The sequence below is a fragment of the Nonomuraea sp. NPDC003707 genome (assembly GCF_053587055.1).
In genome coordinates this window covers 21,748-38,269 of the sequence record NZ_JBSFNK010000055.1, presented here as the reverse complement: position 1 = coordinate 38,269, position 16,522 = coordinate 21,748, and the positions used below count along the sequence as shown (strand labels likewise).

The following is a 16,522-nucleotide window of genomic DNA, read 5'->3' as shown; positions in this document are numbered from 1 at the left end:
TCGCGTGTTCAGCGCCGCCCGCGCACCTTGTCGAGGAAGTCGCGGACGGTCGCCTCCCACAGCTCGGCCTCCTCGACCTGCGGCGAGTGGCCGGACTTCTCGAATACCCGCAGCTCAGCCTGAGGGATGAGGCGGGCGATGGTCTCGCTGCACTCGACCGGCGTGATCCAGTCGTGCCTGCCGACGGTCACCAGGACCGGGGCCGTGATGCCGGGCAGCAGGTGCTTGATGTCGTAGTTCGGCTGGTTGACGGCGAAGGCGTGGTTGTGGGTGAGGTAGTGGTACGGAGTCGCGGCCACGCGCTGCTCGACCTTGGCCGGGTCGTAGTCGTGGTCATAGAGCGGCAGGATCTCCCGCCAGCAGTCCTTCAGGTCCGCGTCGTCGCGGACGGTGCCGGACATGATCCGATCCAGCTTGGCCTGGTCGATCCGCACCCGGGACGAGGCGGCGGCGTTGCGGGTGGCGAGCTCCTGGTTGGCGTTGTCGGCCGAGGTGTCGCGCAGCACGACGGCGCTGACGCGGTCGGGGTGGCGGGCGGCGTACTCCATGGCGATGAAGCCGCCGTACGAGCCGCCGGCGATCACGATGCGCTCGGCGCCGAGCCATTCGCGCAGGCCCTCGACGTCGGCGACCCACTGCTCGTGCGTGAACGGCCCGTTCTGTCCGCTCCTGCCCGATCCTCTGGCGTCGAAGACGACCACCCGGTAGGCGTCGGCGAGCCGGCCGAAGCTGGCCCTCGGCTCGGCGAGCGAGCCGAGCCCCGGGGCGCCGTGGTGGGCGATGATCGTCTCCTCACCGTCGCCGAGGACCTCGACGTTCAGGGAGTTGCCGTTGATGTCGACGAACACGTGTCTGCCTTTCAGATGATGACGTCGGTGAGCTCGCGCGGGTACGCCGTGAGCCGGCGCGGCCCCGACTCGGTGACCAGGACGGTGTCGGAGATGCGGTAGCCGGCGTGCCCCGGCACGTACACGCCGGGCTCGCTGGACAGGATCATGCCGGGGGCCAGCTCGGTGGTGTCGCCGTCGGACAGCCACGGCGGCTCGTGGAAGCCGAGCCCGATGCCGTGCCCCTGCCGGTGGCGGATGTACTCGCCCAGCCCGGCCTCCTCGATCACCGCCAGGCAGCGGCGGTTGGCCTCCTCGCAGCTCAGACCCGCGATCAGGGCCTCGGTACCGGTCTCCTGGGCCTCGCGGACGGTCTCGTAATAGCGGGCCTGCCGCGTGGTGGGCTCGCCGATCACGAACGTGCGCTCGCTCTCGACGAACCGGCCGCCGACCGCGCAGCCGAGTGAGAGCATGAACGTCTCTCCCGCCCGCAGCCGGTCGCCGCCCGGCAGCCGGTGCGGCTGGGCCGAGTTGGGGCCGCCGTAGACGAGGCCGCCGGTGAGCATGGGGACCACGACGACGTCCTGGTGCCTGGCGTACATGAGGCGGGCGCCGTGGCTGATGACGTGGGAGGCCAGCTCCGTCTCGGCGGGCAGCTCGCCGCCGGCTTCGAGGGCCGCCCTGACCAGCTCGACGCCGGCCTCCAGCATGGCGTCGGCGATGCGCGCGGCCTCCTCGTGCAGGGTGATCTCCTCGGGCGTCTTGCGCAGCCGGACGCGGCCGACGGCCTCGCAGGTGCTCCACCGGGTGCCGGGGAACGCCTCGGCCAGGGCCTGGGCGCGGGCGACGCTGGTGGAGGGTGCGTACGCGGCGGTCGCGGGCCGGCGTACGTGGCCGGCGAGCACCGCGAACGGCGGGCGGCGGCCGGGGAACTCGGGATAGGCCACGATCTCGGCGCGGGCCCGCTGGTCCTGGGCGTACTCGCGTTCGAGGTCCGGCACGAGCAGGACCGGGTCGCCGTCGAACGGCAGCCAGCAGGCGACCGGGCGCTCGTTCGGGAAGTGGTGGAAGCCGGTGAGGTAGGCGACGTCGAGCGGGTCGTCGAGCAGCAGCGCCGACAGGTCCTCCGCGGCCATCTCCGCGCGGACGCGGGCGAGCGCGCCGGCGTAGAAGGCGTCGGGGAGCCGCTGGCTGAAGGTCATGAGTCGCTCCTGTGGTTGCGGGCGTCGTTGTAGGCCACGGACAGCAGCGTCGTGGACAGGACGAGCAGCAAGATGGCCAGCGACGGGAAGAGCGTGGTCCACCAGGCGGAGGCGAGCGAGCCGGACTGCTGCGCCTTGTGCAGGATCGTCCCCCACGACCAGCTGTTGGGGTCGCCCAGGCCGAGGAAGGAGAGCCCGGCCTCGGCGAGCACGGCGCGGGAGGTGGTCAGCACGACCGACACGCCGACGACGGGGATGACGCCGGGCAGCAGGTGCTTGCGGACGATCCACAGCGACGAGCCGCCGATGACCTTGGCCGCCGACACGAACGGCATGGGCACGATCGCCAGCGCCTGCGAGCGGACCACGCGGGCCACCTCGGGCCAGCTGAACAGCGCGATGACCACGGCCAGCGTGCGCACGCTCGGCCCGGCCAGCGCCGCCACCAGGATCATCAGCGGCAGCACGGGCAGCGACAGCGACAGGTCCACCAGCACGCCGAGCGGCGTGTCGAGGCGGCGGAAGTAGGCGGCGCTGACGCCGATGAGCAGGCCGATCACGATGGCCAGCACGGAGGCGCTGACGCCGACCGCCATGCTGACCCGGGTGCCCCACACGACCTGGGCGAACACGTCCTGCCCGATGTCGTCGGTGCCGAACCAGTGGGCGGCCGACGGCGGCTGGGAGGTGTCGGCGCCGTACCCCTCGGGGAAGGGCGCGATCAGCGGCGCGAGGACCGCGACCAGTGCCAGCAGCGCCAGCACGACGCCGCTGGCCAGGCCGAGCGGGTTGCGGCGGAACGCGCTCCAGGTCCGCTGCCTGGGCGTGAGCTCGATGGCGACAGCGCTCATGAGGTGCGCACCCTGGGGTCGAGGATTCCGTAGGCCACGTCGGTGATCAGGTTGGCGGCCACGACGGCCGCCGCGAGCAGCACGAACGCGCCCTGCAGGACGGGGAAGTCGAGCTGGCCGACCGCCTCGTAGATGGCGCGGCCGATGCCCGGGTAGGCGTAGATCGTCTCGGTCAGCACCGCGCCGCCGACCAGGGTGCCGAGCTGGAGCCCGGCGATGGTGGTGGTCGGCAGCAGCGCGTTGCGCAGGGCGTGCTTCCACACGACCTTCCCCGGGCGGACGCCCTTGGCCTTGGCCAGTGCGACGTAGTCCTCGCCGAGCGCGTCGATGAGCGTGGTGCGCATGGTGAGCACGTAGCCGCCCAGCTGGATGAGGACCAGCGACAGGCACGGCAGCACCAGGTGGTGCAGCATGCTGAGCGTGGCGCCGAAGCCGGTGGCGTCGAGGTCGACCGCGCCGCCGATGGGGAACCAGCCGAGCCAGACCCCCAGGACGTACATGAGGAAGATCCCGACGCTCGGTACGAACAGGGACTGCGCGGTGACGCCGGTGACCTGGATCAGGCGGTCCAACCACCCCTTGGCCTTGGTGGCGGCGAGCACGCCGAGCGGGATGCCCAGCGCGATCGTCACCACCATGGCCGAGATCGTCAGGATCAGCGTCCACGGCAGCCGCTCCATCAGCACGGTCGTGACGGGCACCGACTGACGGAACGACATGCCGAGGTTGCCGTGCAGGAGCTGGCCGAGGTAGTCGACGTACTGCGCGCCGAGTGACTTGTCCAGGCCGAAGTCGGCCAGGAGCTTCTGGCGCAGCTCCTCGGTCATGTTCGGGTCGGCCACGGCCAGCACCGGGTCGCCCGGCAGCAGGCGCACCAGGAAGAACGTGACCGTGACCGCGAACCACAGGGTGAGCAGGCCGCGGGCCAGCCGCAGGCCGATGAACCGCATGGCGATCAGCCCGCCGGCTTGGCCGCGGCGAGGGAGAGCGGGTTCAGGATGGACAGCAGCTCGCTGGGCATCGGCTTGAACCCGGTCCACTTCGTGGAGTGCGCGATGTTGAACGTCTCCACGTACAGGACGTTGTCGTAGACCTGGTCGTGGATGATCCGCGCGGCCTCCTGGATCGGCGCCTTGGCGTCGGCGGGGCTGAGCGCCCGCTGCGCCTGGTCGATCAGGTCGTCCAGCTTGGGGTCGCTGACCTGGGCGTAGTTGATGAACCCGCCGGTCTTGAAGGCCAGCCCGAGGTTCGCGGGCGGGTTGTCCATGACGGCCCAGGAGCCGGCGTAGATGTCGAAGTCGCGCTTGAGCGTCTTGTCCAGGTACGTGTTGCGCTCCAGGCCCTGCAGCTTGATCGTGATCCCGGCCTTCTTCGCCGAGTCGCGGACCATGGGGGCCCAGCGGGCGATGTTCGGGTCGGCCTGGTCGTAGATCATGCTCAGGCTGAGGTCGGTCACCCCGGCCTCGGCCAGCAGCTTCTTGGACTGCTCCGGGTCGAAGACGTACTCCTTCGAGGCCGGGTCCGCGTAGTCGGGCAGCGACGGGGTGAGCACGCTGGAGTTGGAGGACTTGGCGAAGCCCTTGAGCGCGATGTTCCTGATGGCCTCGTAGTCGACGGCCTGCGCGAGCGCCTGCCGGACGCGGACGTCGTCGAGCGGCTTGCGCTTGGTGTTGTACTGCAGGTGCGCCCAGCCCAGCGACGGGATCTGCTGCATCGTGACCTTCGGGTCGGTCTTCAGCTCGGTCGCGGTGGCGGGCGGCAGCACGTTGCCGATCAGGTCGATCTCGCCGTTGCGCAGCGCGAGGACCTCGGTGTTCACGTCGGGGAAGACTCGGAAGACGATCTCCTTGACGGCAGGCGTGCCGGGGCCGAAGTCGTCCACGCGCTGCATGATGTAGCGCTGGCCGCGCTCGACCTTGGTGAGCTTGAACGGCCCCGCGCTCACCCAGTCGGCGTCGTTGGCGAACTTCTGCACGCTGGGCGCCTTCTCGAAGACGTGCTTGGGCACGACCGGCAGCCAGAAGCCGACGTTGTCGAGGAAGGTGCCGTCGGGGCGCTTGAGGGCGAATCGCACCTCGGTCGGCGAGACGGCCTCGGCCTTGTCCAGCGCGGTGATGAGCCCGGCGACCACGCCGAACTTCTCCTTCTGCACCGTCGTCACCGAGAAGACCACGTCGTCGGCGGTGACCGGCTTGCCGTCGGACCACTTCATGTCGTCGCGCAGCTTCACCGTGGCGGTCTTGCCGTCGTCGGAGTAGGACCACTCGGTGGCCAGGTACGGGACGCGCTTGCCCGACTCGTCCATCTGGGTCAGGTGCGGGTACATGAGGTTGGTCACCCACGAGTCGGTGCGGCTGTTGCCGACCAGGGGGTTGTAGTTGACCACGTCGGCGGTCGTGCCGATGGTCAGCCGGTCGGCGTTGGCCGGCGGCGCGCTCTGGGACGACGACGACTGTCCCGGCACGCTCGGGGCGCAGGCCGCCGTCGCGATGGCCAGCGCGGCGAAGACGAGGATGGAGCGTCTCATCAGAACCAGACCTCTTCCAGCACACGCATGACGTTGCCGCCGATGACCTTGGTGATCTCGTCGTCGGAGTAGTCGTGGGCGACGAGCCAGGAGATGATGTTCCAGAAGCACTCGGCCGGGTTCTCCAGGCCGTCCACGTAGGCGACCTTCTCGTACGGGGTGCCCGCGTGCGCCTCGTTGAGCGACAGGTGCTCGGCGAAGGTGTCGTGCAGCCCCACGTGGTCGCCGAACAGCGTGTCGGGGCCGAAGGCGACGTGATCGATGCCGACGAGGTCCACGCAGTAGGTGAAGTGGTCCATGACCGACTCCAGGCTGTGGCGGGGGTGGTCGGGCGAGAGCGTGGTGTGCGGGGCCGCCTCCAGGCCGATCACGCCGCCGCGCTCGGCCGCCGCCTTGATGACGGAGTCCGGCTTCATCCGGTTCGTCGGCCAGACCGAACGGGCGCCCGCGTGGGTGATGAGGATCGGCTTGGTGGAGTGGCGGATCGTGTCGAGCGAGGTCTGGTCGCCCGAGTGGGAGACGTCGATGGCGATGCCGAGCTTGTTCATGCGGCGCACGGCCTTCTCCCCGAACAGGGTCAGGCCGCCGTCGCCGCGCTCCTTCAGGCCGCTGCCCAGGGTGTTGGCCTCGCTGTAGGCGATGCCCATCTGGCGGACGCCGAAGCCGTACAGCATGTCGATCCTGTCGACCTCGTTCTCGATCATCGTGGCCGCCTCGAGAGCGAGCACGAGGCCCATGCGGCCGCCGGCGTGCGCCTCGCGCACGTCGGCCAGGCGCTCGACCTTGATGAGGAAGTCCTGGTGGGCCAGGTCCGACAGGCGCATGCCGATGTCGGCGATCACGTCGTTCCACTTCCAGCCCGCCTGGCTGGTGATGCAGCAGGTGCCGTCCATGAGGTTGTCGAAGACGACCGTCATGCCGGAGCGGGCCAGGCCGGCGTAACCGGTGTGGTGGCGGGCGGTGCGGTTGTAGTCGACGGTCTGGCCGATGTCGTCGGGGAAGATCGACGGGTGGTCGTGCAGCGAGACGACCAGGCTGTCGACGAGCAGGCGGCGGACGCGCTCGGTCTGCTCGGTGGTGAGCTCGGGCCCCTGGTACGCCGGAACCCTGCCGAACTCGGGCGCCAGGTCGAACTCCCGGTAGTCGACGCCTGCTTCCAGGTACTCGTAGGAACGGTAACCCTTATAGCTCTTCGCGGCTTCCAGCACTGGCAATCCCTTTCATCCGATTTCGAGGAAGCTTGCCAGGATCGGGCGTGAAAGGCAATATGAGAGTTGTTTTTCGGCAGCTTCGGCTAAGTTGGCGCCAAGTTTCGTCACATCTGAGAAAGGGGTGCAGTGAGCGAGGCACCCGTCCTGGAGATCCGCGACCTCCACGTCACCTTCACCGCCCACGGACGCGAGGTCCCGGCGGTGCGGGGCGTGGACCTGACCATCGAACGCGGCCAGACACTGGCGCTGCTGGGCGAGTCGGGGTCGGGCAAATCCGTCACCGCCAAGGCCGTCATGGGACTGCTCGACGGCCCGAACGTCCGGGTGCGCTCCGCGGCGACCCGGCTCGGCGGCCGGGACCTGACGGCGATGTCCGCCGAGGAGCGCCGTGCCCTGCGCGGCAGCGCGATGACGCTGGTCTTCCAGGACGCCCTGTCGGCGCTGAATCCGGTGCTCAGCGTCGGTGACCAGGTCGGGGAGCTGTTCCGGGTGCACCGGGGCGCCTCGCGCAAGCAGGCCAGGGCCCGCGCGGTCGAACTGCTCGACCTGGTGGGCATCCCGGCCGCCGCCACGCGCGTGGACGACTACCCGCACCAGTTCTCCGGCGGCATGCGCCAGCGCATCCTCGTGGCCATGGCCGTGGCGCTCGAACCCGACCTGATCATCGCCGACGAGCCGACGACCGCGCTGGACGTGACCGTCCAGGCGCAGATCCTGGAGCTCATCGACCGGCTGCGGCGCGAGCTGGGCACCGCCGTGCTGCTCATCACCCACGATCTGGGCGTGGCGGCCGAGGTCAGCGACCGGGTGGCGGTGATGTACGCCGGGCGCATCGTGGAGAGCGGCGAGGTCGGCGAGCTGTACGACCTGCCGGCCCATCCCTACACCGACGCGCTGCTGGCCGCCATCCCCGACCTGGACAGCCCGGCCGCGTCGCTGCGTGCCATCCCCGGGGCGCCGCCGAGCCCGGCGAGCGTACCGCCCGGGTGCTCGTTCGCGCCGCGCTGCGCGCGGGCGAGCGAGGTGTGCTCGACCACGCGCCCGGAACTGACGTTGCTGCCGACCGGCACCGGCCGGTACGCCGCCTGCCACCACTCGGAGGAGATGCTCGATGCCGCCCGCGTCTGACCAGCCCGCGTCTGACCAGCCCGTGTTGCAGGCCGTCGGGCTGCACAAGACCTACCGCGGCGGGATGCTGTCCAGGGGCGGGGCCGTGCGCGCGGTCGCGGGCGTGGACCTGGAGCTGCGTGCCGGCGAGACCCTGGGCATCGTCGGCGAGTCGGGCTGCGGCAAGTCCACGCTGGCCCGCATGCTCGTCGGCCTCGAACGCCCCGACCAGGGCGAGGTCACCTTCCGCGGCCGGCCGTTCTTCGCCCGCGGCGGCGTGCCGCGCGACATCAGGCGGCGCGTCCAGATGGTCTTCCAGGACCCGCTGACCTCCCTGAACCCCCGCATGACGGTGCATGACATCGTCGCCGAGCCGCTGCGGGTGCACCGGCTGTGCCCGGACGCGCGCGCCATGCGGGAGCGGGTCGGCGAGCTGCTGGAGCTGGTGGGCCTGTCCCCCGACCGGATGAACCGGTTCCCGCACGAGTTCTCCGGCGGGCAGCGGCAGAGGATCGGCATCGCCCGCGCGCTGGCCACCGAACCGGACGTGATCGTGTGCGACGAGCCGGTGTCGGCGCTGGACATGTCGGTGCAGGCGCAGGTGGTCAATCTCTTCGCCGAACTGCAGCGCACGCTCGGCGTGGCGCTGGTGTTCATCGCCCACGACCTGGCCGTGGTGCGGCACGTGTCGCACCGGGTCGGCGTGATGTACCTCGGGCGGCTGGCCGAGGTCGGGCCCGCGGCCGGGGTGTACGGTGAGCCGGCGCATCCGTACACGATGGCGTTGCTCTCCGCGGCGCCCGTGCCGAAGCCCCGGCTACGCGGCCGGCAGCGGATCATGCTGGCGGGCGACCCGCCGAGCCCCGTCGCGCCGCCACCCGGATGCCGCTTCCACACGCGCTGCTGGAAGGCGACCGAGCGGTGCGCCGAGGTCGAGCCCGTGCTGGAGGCGGTCGGCGACCACTACGCCGCCTGCCACCACGCCGAACGGCCGGGCGGCTGAGCCGGCGGCCCGGAGCGGGCGCTCCGGGCCGCCGGCCTTCAGGAGGCGGGCACCGTCTGGGGCCGCCAGGAGAACACCGCGCGCGAGCGGGGCTCGACCGTGACGCGCAGCCACTGGGTCGCCGTGACGCCGTAGGTCTCCAGCCTCGTCAGGTTGGGGACGCCCGCGTAGCCGGGCTCCACCTCGTACACGTGCTCGTCACCGTGCACGAGCAGGACGGGCTTGCCGTACGCCTTGGCACGGTCGGTGATCCGGGCGCGGATCTCGGAGAACCCGGGAGTGTCGGTCGGCTCGGCCTGCATCAGGAGCAGCACCCCCGGCGCGTTCGTCTGCCGTGCGGTGTCGAAGGCGGTGTCGATCCAGTCGAGGGCCGCCGCCTTGCGCGCGGTGAACTCGGCCAGTCGCAGGTCGGGACGGTCGCCGCCCGGCAGTTGGGACCACGGCGCCAGGTCGTTCTCGCTGCCGACCACGTGCACGGTCGCGAACACGACGCCCTGCCGGCGGAACAGCACGTTCTCCCTGTAGGCGCTGTGCCGGCTGTCGGACGCCTGGGTCCGCACGCCGATCGAGTTGCGGCCGAGCGTGTGACCGGCCTTCGGGTAGAAGAACGTGCGGACCGCGTCGAGCCGCTCGGTGGGCACATAGCCGCCCGCGGCGGTGCGGTGGCAGTCGGTCCACTCGTTGTCGCCGGGGGTCAGCACGAACGGGTCGTCGAAGGTGCCGAACAGCTTGGCCAGGTCGGCGAAGCGCGCGTCGTCGCAGGTGGACGCGCCATCCTTGACGTCACCGGCGTGCAGGACGAAGCGGACGTCCGGGTCGGCGTTCACCGCGTCGACCAGCGCGGGGAACGCCGCCCGCTGGTCGGCGCCGTACGGAGTGTCGCCGAGCAGGGCGAAGCTGAGAGACGGGCCGCCGGTCTCCTGGACATCGGCCGACGCGGGAGTGACGGTGCCGGCGACCAGGGCTGCCATCAGCGCGGCGACGGCAGCGGAAGATTTACGCATGGGACGATTCTCCGCACAGCCCGACAACCCGGACATTACGCCAAGTCGACAAGTCCCCAACGGCTCGCTGACATGGACGTGGCCGACCTCATCCCGGCCATCCTGAGGTCAGGCCGATCGGGCCGCGTCGGGCTGGTCGAGGCTGGTACGGAGGGTGACCGGCTTCAGCAGGACGGCGGCGACGATGCCGAGGGCGGCGACGGCGGCGCAGATGAGGAAGACGAGCCCGGTGGCGTCGCCGTAGGCGGCGCGGACGATTTCCCGGGCGGCGGGCGGCAGCGCGCTGCCGCCCTCGATGCCCGAGACAGGAAGGCCCGCGGCGGCGAGGCCGTGGGCGATCCGGTCGCTGACGTGGCGGGCCAGCACGGCGCCGAGTACGGAGACGCCGATCGTGCCGCCCAGCGAGCGGAAGAAGGAGACCGTGGAGCTGGCCGCGCCGATGTCCTTGAGGGGTACGGCGTTCTGCACGACGAGCACGAAGTTCTGCATGGTCATGCCGACGCCGAGACCCACGCAGAGCATGGCCACGCCCATGAAGACGAGCGAGGTCGTGTGGTCGATGGTGCCGAGCCCGGCGAACCCGGCCGTCAGGAGGACGGCGCCGGTGACGATGAACGGCTTGAGCTTCCCGCTCCGGCTGATCAGCCGGCCGGCGACGATCGAGGAGACCAGGATGCCGCCCATCATCGGGATCGTCAGCAGGCCCGCCTGGGTGGCCGGGTAGCCGCGCCCGGCCTGGAAGTACTGGCTGAGGAACACCGCGGCCCCGAACATGGCGGTGCCGACGGCGAGGCTGCCGGTGATGGCCAGGGCGGTGGTGCGCTGCCTGACGATGCCGAGCGGCACGACGGGCTCGGCGGCGCGCGTCTCCACCCACAGGGCGACGGCGAGCAGCACCAGCGTGCCGCCGAGCATGACGGCGGTCTGCCAGGACGCCCAGGCGAAGGCGTCCCCGACGAACGAGATCCAGATGAGCAGCACGCTGACACCGGCGGCGATCAGCGCGGCGCCCAGGTAGTCGATCTTGACGTCGTCGCGGCGGATGACGGGCAGCCGCAGCGTTCTCTGCAGCAGGACCAGCGAGACGGCGGCGACCGGGAGTCCGATGAAGAAGCACCATCGCCAGCCCAGCCACGAGGTGTCGACGATGAAGCCGCCGAGCAGCGGGCCGCCGATGGTGGAGGCGGCGGTGACGCTGCTGAGGTAGCCGCTGTAGCGGCCCCGCTCCCGGGGCGGGATCATCGCCGCGAGCGCGATCTGGACGAGGGCCTGCACCCCGCCGACCCCGACGCCCTGTACGGCGCGGGCGGCGATGAGCTGCCCGGGGTCCTGGCTCAGCCCCGCCGCCAGCGAGCCGAGGACGAACACGGCGACGGCGGCCTGCACGAGGGTCTTCTTGCTGAACAGATCGGCCAGCTTGCCCCAGATCGGGGTGGTGGCGGTCGTGGTGAGCAGGGTCGCGGTGACGATCCAGGTGTACTGCGTCTGCGTGCCCTGCAACGCGCCGATGATCTTCGGCAGCGCGGTCGTGACCACGGTGCTGCTGAGCGTCGCGACGAAGAGCGCGAGGAGCAGGCCGCTGAGCGCCACGAGGACCTGCCGCCGGGCCAGGGGTTGTGCGTCCGCGGACTCGTACGTCGCGGTGGTGTTCTGCACGCGGGGGCTCCAGGATGAGGGTCAGATCGGGTCCACGGAAGGTCAGATGATCACGGTGCGGACGCCCTCACCTCGCTCGAGCAGCTCGATGCCCTCGTTGACCTGGTCGAGCGTGATGCGCCTGGACACCATCGAGGTGAGGTCCAGCCGGCCGGTCTCGGCCAGGCGGATGTAGCGGGGGAAGTCCCGCAGGATCTGGGAGCCGCCCACGACGGATCCCTGGATGCGCTTGCCGGTGAAGATGGCGGACATGGCGGGGAGCGTCAGGGCGGCGTCCATGGTCGGGGGCATCCCGATGAGGGTGACCGTGCCCTCGGCACGCGCCAGGTCGAACGCCTGCACCATCAGCTCGGGCAGCCCGACCGCCTCGAAGGAGTGGTCGGCCCCACGACCGCAGGTGAGCGCGCGGACTCGTTCGACCGGATCGCCGTCGGCCGGGTCGAGGGTATGGGTGGCGCCCACCTGAAGGCTGGTCTCGCGGCGGCCGGGGGACGGGTCGATGGCGATGATGACGGCCGCGCCGGCGATGCGGGCGCCCTGTATGACCGACTGTCCCACGCCGCCGCAGCCGATGACGGCCACGCTGGAGCCGGGCCGGACGGCGGCGGTGTTGAGCGCCGCGCCGACGCCGGTCATCACGCCGCAGCCCAGGAGAGCGAGGTGCTCGTCCGGCAGATCGGTCCGTACGGCGACGACCGTCGCCTCGTCCACCACCATGGCCTCGGCGAACGAGCCGCAGCCGCACAGCGCGGGCGCCCTGCGCCCGTCGGGCAGATCGAAGCGGGGCACCATCCTGGTGGCGCCGCGCTCGCAGTGGTTGGACATGCCGTTGACGCACCACCAGCACGAGCCGCAGGCGGGGGAGACGGAGGCGAGCACCCGGTCGCCCACCTTCACCCGGCGCACGTCGGGGCCGACGGCCTCGACGGTGCCGCACGCCTCGTGGCCGGGCACGAGCGGCGTCGTCCGCTCGGGGCGGTTGATGGAGGTCAGGTCGGTGTGGCAGATGCCGCCGGCCGCCACGCGCACCAGCACGTCCCGCGGCCCGATGGCCGGTGTCGGCAGCTCTTCCAGCACGAGCGGTTCGCCCGGCTCGTACGCGACGGCGACCTTCATAGCGCGTCCACCAGTTCGGGGGGAACGCCGATGGTGCGCGGTTCGAGGAAGCTCTGCAGGCCCTCGGGGCCGAGTTCGCGGCCGAGCCCCGATTCCTTGAACCCGCCGAAGGGCGTCAGCGGCATGGGGGAGGGGCTGCCGTTCACGGTGACCCCGCCGGTGCGCAGGCGCCGGGCGACGGCCAGGCCGCGGACGGGGTCGCCGCTCCACACGCTGCCCGACAGCCCGTAGCGGGTGTCGTTGGCGAGGCGGACGGCGTCGTCGTCCCCGTCATGGGGGATGAGGCACAGGACGGGCCCGAAGATCTCCTCCTGGGCCACCCGCATGGCGTTGTCGACGTCGCCGAGGATGGTCGGCTCGACGTACCAGCCCTTGGGCAGATGGCTCGGACGGCCGCCGCCCGCGACCACCCGGAAGCCCTCCTTCAGGTTGATGTAGCCCTCCACGCGGGCGCGCTGCCGCTCCGCGACGAGCGGTCCCACCACCGTGGACGGGTCGTGCGGGTCCCCGACGGGCACGGCCGACGCCTTGGCGGCGGCCGCCTCCAGCGCCTCGGCGTAGCGCGACCGGGGCACCAGGATCCGGGTCAGGGCGGCGCACACCTGCCCGGAGTTGTGCATGGCGCCGCCGACCAGCTTGGGGATGACCGCCTCCAGGTCCGCGTCGTCGAGGACGAGCGCGGCGGACTTGCCGCCGAGCTCCAGAGAGACCCGCTTGACCTGGGCGCCGCACAGACTCATGATCCGCTTGCCGGCCGCGGTCGAGCCGGTGAAGGCGACCTTGTCGGTCCCGGGATGGGTGACGAGGTGCTCTCCGGCCTCGCGGTCGCCGGGGACGACGTTGACCACCCCGGCCGGTACGCCCGCCTCGTGCAGCACCTCGGCCAGGATGAACGGGCTCAGCGGCGTCTCCGGCGGCGGCTTGAGCACCACGGTGCACCCGGCCGCCAGCGCCGGGGCGACCTTCCAGGCGGCCAGGGTGACGGGGGCGTTCCAGGGCACGATGGCGGCGACCACGCCGACCGGTTCCGAGGTCACCAGACCGGCGAGCCCGCCGGAGCGGACCACGCGGTCGAAGGGGTAGCCGCGGATCAGCTGGGCGTAGTACTCGAACACCGGGGTGACCGTCGCCGTCTGGAAGGGGGCCTGCCCGGCGGCCACGCCCATCTCCTCGACGAGCACCGCGGCGATCTCGGCGCCGCGCCGCCGGAACAGGTCGGCGGCGCGGACCAGGACGTCGGCTCGTTCGTCCGGCGTCATCCGGGGCCACGGGCCGTGGTCGAAGGCGGCGCGGGCGGCGGCCACGGCGCGGTCCATGTCCTCCGCGGTCGCGACCGGCACCTCGCCGACGACCTCCTCGCTCGACGGGGAGACGACCTTCAGCACCTCGCCGCCCGCCGGTTTGACCCACTCACCTCCGACGTAGAACTCACGCCGGTACATCAGCCGATCGTCCATGACGCTTGCCTTCCTGCTGGGGGATGGTGGACCCGCATCGGCCCTGGCCACCTTCGGTCACTCCTCGACGGTGATGGCCAGGGCGGGGCAGACCAGGGCGGCCTGCCGCACGTCCGCCAGCCGCTCGGGCGACGGGTCGTCGTTCAGCAGGACCACGACCCCGTCCTCGTCCCGCTGGTCGAACACGTCGTCGGCGGCCATGACGCACTGCCCGGACGCGACGCACTTGTCCTGCTCGATGATGATCTTCACGATGTCCTCCTCGGTCACCAGGTGACGGGCAGCTCGTAGGCCCCGTAGACGAACCCGTCGTGCTTGAACGGGATCTGCTCCAGCTCGGCGGCGAGCGCGAGGGTGGGGATCCGCCGCAGGAGGGCGGGGTAGGCGACCTGCAGCTCCATCCGCGCCAGCGGCTGTCCCAGGCACTGGTGCACCCCGTAACCGAAGGTCACGTGCAGCCGGGGGTTGCGCTGGAGGTCCAGCCGGTCCGGGTCGGGGAAGACGGACGGGTCGCGGTTGGCGGTCTCGTTGACCGTGATGATGCCCTCGCCCGCCCGGATGACCTGGCCGGCGATCTCGATGTCCTCCAGCGCCACCCGCCGCAGCCCGCCGTGGGTGATCGTGAGGTAGCGCAGCAGCTCCTCGACCGCCGAGGCGATCAGCTTCGGGTCGTCGCTCTCGCGGAGGAGGGCGAGCTGGTCGGGGTCCTGCAGCAGGGCCAGGGTGCCCAGCGTGATCATGTTCGCGGTGGTCTCGTGGCCGGCGAACAGCATCAGCACGCCCATGCGGGCGGCCTCCTGCCGGGACAGCTCACCGGCCTTGACCCGCTCGACCAGCCCGGACAGCAGGTCGTCGCCGGGCTTGGCGAGCTTCTCGCCGATCAGCCCGTCCAGGTACTCGGCCAGCCGGTGCTGGGCCTGTCCGCGCTCCTCCGCGGTCGAGTTGCGGTTGATGATGGTCCTGCTGTTGGCCTGGAAGAACTCGTGGTCGTCGTACGGGACGCCGAGCAGGTTGGAGATCACCAGAGAGGGCAGCGGCAGCGCGAACGCCTCGACGAGGTCGGCGGGCTTCGGGCCGGCGAGCAGCCGGTCGATCAGCTCGTCCGCGATCTCCTGCGTGGCCGGGCGCATCGCCTCCACCCGCTTGACCGTGAACGCGGAGGTCGCCATCCGCCGCAGGCGGGCATGCTCGGGATCGTCCATCATGATGAAGCCGAGGCTCGCCGAGCCCGCCTTGGCCATGCTGTCCATGGCCGCGGCCTCCGCCGGGGAGAGCCGGGGGATGCCGCGAGCGGGCTCGACGCTGACCTTGGGGTGACCGAGCACGGCGCGGTGCTCGGCGTGGCCGGTCACCAGCCACGCGGTGCTGCCGTCCCACAGCCGGACCCGGGCCAGCGGGCCCTCCTCCTGCCGCGCCCGCATCGCGGGCGCCGGGTCCAGCGGGCACTTCGCCGATCTGGCGATGTCGTACTCCGGGATTGTCGTCACTGTTTCCTCCTGGAATGCGTTTCAAGCGAGCTTCACGGGCCGTCTCGCGGCCCTGGCCGATCCCCGCACTCGCGTCGGCCGGGTGGTTTAAATCAACCGATTGATTTAAACTCTAGCGTGGGGCGGACGCCTGTCAAGCCGGAGCAGCCCTCGACGGGACGACCGGCGGTCCGTCGCTTGAATAGGCTGTCCTTCCGTCACGCCTCGCCTGCACGGCCGAGGACCTGCGGCGGCCTGTGGGACCGGGCCGTCGCGGGCTGCGCGAAAGTCCCGGTGCGGTGAATGACGATGATCAGCAAGATGACACGGGACGAGCAGGTCAGCGCGACCCGGGAGGCGCTCCTGGCCGCGGCCGAGCGGCTGTTCGCCGAACGCGGCGTGCACGCCGTCGGCAACCGCCAGATCAGCGAGGCCGCCGGGCAGGGCAACAACGCCGCGGTCAGCTACCACTTCGGCACCAAGGCCGACCTGATCCGCGCGATCGCGCGCAAGCACGCCGAGCAGATCGAGCGCATCCGCGCACGCATGATGGCCGACATCGACGGCTCCACCGACCTGCGCGACTGGGTCGCCTGCCTGGTCCGCCCGCTCACCGAACACCTGGAGACCCTGGGCAGCCCCACCTGGTACGCCCGCTTCACCGCCCAGGTCATGGCCGACCCGGCGTTCAACGCGATCATGGTGGACGAGGCCCTGGCCGCCGCCCCGGTGCTGCGGCTCTTCAGCGACGGCCTGGCCCGGTGCATGCCCGGCCGCCCCGCCGGCCTCCACCGCGAACGCACCACCATGGCCCGCCACCTCATCGTGCAGATGTGCGTCGAGCGGGAACGGGCCCTGGCCGAACACGCGCCCACCTTCCGGCCCACCTGGGACGACACGGCCGACGGCCTGATCGACGCGATCGTCGCGATGTGGCAGGCCCCCGTCCGGGGCACGCCGTAGCTCCCTCTCCACCACTCTGACCGGAGAGATCGTCCCTCGGCTGTGAAGCAATTTCGCCGCGGCTGTCACAAGCCCGGAGGCTGTCCGGTCTTAGCTGGCGACCGGGTGGCGACGAGGTGGCCCGGCGGAGCG

15 protein-coding genes are annotated in these 16,522 nt (G+C 71.3%); 3 read left to right on the top strand and 12 right to left on the bottom strand.

Annotated elements, in window-relative coordinates; genetic code table 11:
• Positions 1-8: 8 nt before the first annotated feature.
• The 6 genes from ACWDRB_RS61470 to ACWDRB_RS61445 are packed head-to-tail and all read right to left on the bottom strand — an operon-like array spanning position 9 to position 6,615.
• Positions 9-848, bottom strand: coding sequence for an alpha/beta fold hydrolase (locus tag ACWDRB_RS61470; protein WP_449911075.1), 840 nt, complete (start codon positions 846-848; stop codon positions 9-11).
• Between the two features lie 11 nt (positions 849-859).
• Positions 860-2,029: a M24 family metallopeptidase gene (locus ACWDRB_RS61465; protein WP_449911073.1), complete on the bottom strand. Its 1,170-nt coding sequence runs from the start codon at positions 2,027-2,029 to the stop codon at positions 860-862.
• Complete coding sequence (locus ACWDRB_RS61460; protein WP_449911071.1) at positions 2,026-2,880, bottom strand: ABC transporter permease; 855 nt, start codon at positions 2,878-2,880, stop codon at positions 2,026-2,028. Before ACWDRB_RS61460 ends, ACWDRB_RS61465 begins: the two co-directional genes overlap by 4 nt.
• A complete protein-coding gene (locus ACWDRB_RS61455) occupies positions 2,877-3,830 on the bottom strand; it encodes an ABC transporter permease (RefSeq protein WP_355197032.1) in 954 nt (317 codons plus the stop codon). The genes ACWDRB_RS61460 and ACWDRB_RS61455 overlap by 4 nt, the downstream gene beginning before the upstream one ends.
• Positions 3,831-3,835: 5 nt before the next feature.
• Complete coding sequence (locus tag ACWDRB_RS61450; RefSeq protein ID WP_449911069.1) at positions 3,836-5,407, bottom strand: ABC transporter substrate-binding protein; 1,572 nt, start codon at positions 5,405-5,407, stop codon at positions 3,836-3,838.
• On the bottom strand, positions 5,407-6,615 hold the full coding sequence (locus ACWDRB_RS61445) for a dipeptidase (protein WP_350741185.1): 1,209 nt from the start codon (positions 6,613-6,615) through the stop codon (positions 5,407-5,409). Before ACWDRB_RS61445 ends, ACWDRB_RS61450 begins: the two co-directional genes overlap by 1 nt.
• A 129-nt stretch (positions 6,616-6,744) precedes the next feature.
• Here ACWDRB_RS61445 and ACWDRB_RS61440 point away from each other — a divergent pair, with 129 nt between their 5' ends.
• Positions 6,745-7,746 (top strand): ABC transporter ATP-binding protein, encoded by a 1,002-nt coding sequence (locus ACWDRB_RS61440; protein ID WP_355197027.1) that lies wholly within the window; start codon positions 6,745-6,747, stop codon positions 7,744-7,746.
• Positions 7,730-8,728: an ABC transporter ATP-binding protein gene (locus ACWDRB_RS61435; protein WP_449911066.1), complete on the top strand. Its 999-nt coding sequence runs from the start codon at positions 7,730-7,732 to the stop codon at positions 8,726-8,728. Before ACWDRB_RS61440 ends, ACWDRB_RS61435 begins: the two co-directional genes overlap by 17 nt.
• 38 nt (positions 8,729-8,766) lie before the next feature.
• Here the strand turns inward: ACWDRB_RS61435 and ACWDRB_RS61430 are convergent, their stop codons facing one another.
• The 6 genes from ACWDRB_RS61430 to ACWDRB_RS61405 form a co-directional block, all read right to left on the bottom strand.
• On the bottom strand, positions 8,767-9,732 hold the full coding sequence (locus ACWDRB_RS61430) for a metallophosphoesterase (RefSeq protein WP_449911064.1): 966 nt from the start codon (positions 9,730-9,732) through the stop codon (positions 8,767-8,769).
• A gap of 108 nt (positions 9,733-9,840) precedes the next feature.
• Complete coding sequence (locus tag ACWDRB_RS61425; protein WP_449911062.1) at positions 9,841-11,388, bottom strand: MFS transporter; 1,548 nt, start codon at positions 11,386-11,388, stop codon at positions 9,841-9,843.
• A 42-nt stretch (positions 11,389-11,430) separates the two neighbouring features.
• Positions 11,431-12,504 (bottom strand): Zn-dependent alcohol dehydrogenase, encoded by a 1,074-nt coding sequence (locus ACWDRB_RS61420; protein WP_449911060.1) that lies wholly within the window; start codon positions 12,502-12,504, stop codon positions 11,431-11,433.
• Positions 12,501-13,961, bottom strand: coding sequence for an aldehyde dehydrogenase (locus ACWDRB_RS61415; RefSeq protein WP_449911058.1), 1,461 nt, complete (start codon positions 13,959-13,961; stop codon positions 12,501-12,503). Before ACWDRB_RS61415 ends, ACWDRB_RS61420 begins: the two co-directional genes overlap by 4 nt.
• Before the next feature lie 57 nt (positions 13,962-14,018).
• Positions 14,019-14,213 (bottom strand): ferredoxin, encoded by a 195-nt coding sequence (locus tag ACWDRB_RS61410; protein WP_350741192.1) that lies wholly within the window; start codon positions 14,211-14,213, stop codon positions 14,019-14,021.
• A 14-nt stretch (positions 14,214-14,227) separates the two neighbouring features.
• The gene (locus ACWDRB_RS61405) at positions 14,228-15,448 is read right to left on the bottom strand and encodes a cytochrome P450 (protein ID WP_449911055.1); all 1,221 of its coding nucleotides are present in this window, start codon (positions 15,446-15,448) and stop codon (positions 14,228-14,230) included.
• A gap of 300 nt (positions 15,449-15,748) precedes the next feature.
• On the opposite strand from ACWDRB_RS61405, the gene ACWDRB_RS61400 reads away from it, so the two are divergent.
• Positions 15,749-16,390, top strand: coding sequence for a TetR/AcrR family transcriptional regulator (locus tag ACWDRB_RS61400; protein WP_449911053.1), 642 nt, complete (start codon positions 15,749-15,751; stop codon positions 16,388-16,390).
• Positions 16,391-16,522: the final 132 nt, after the last annotated feature.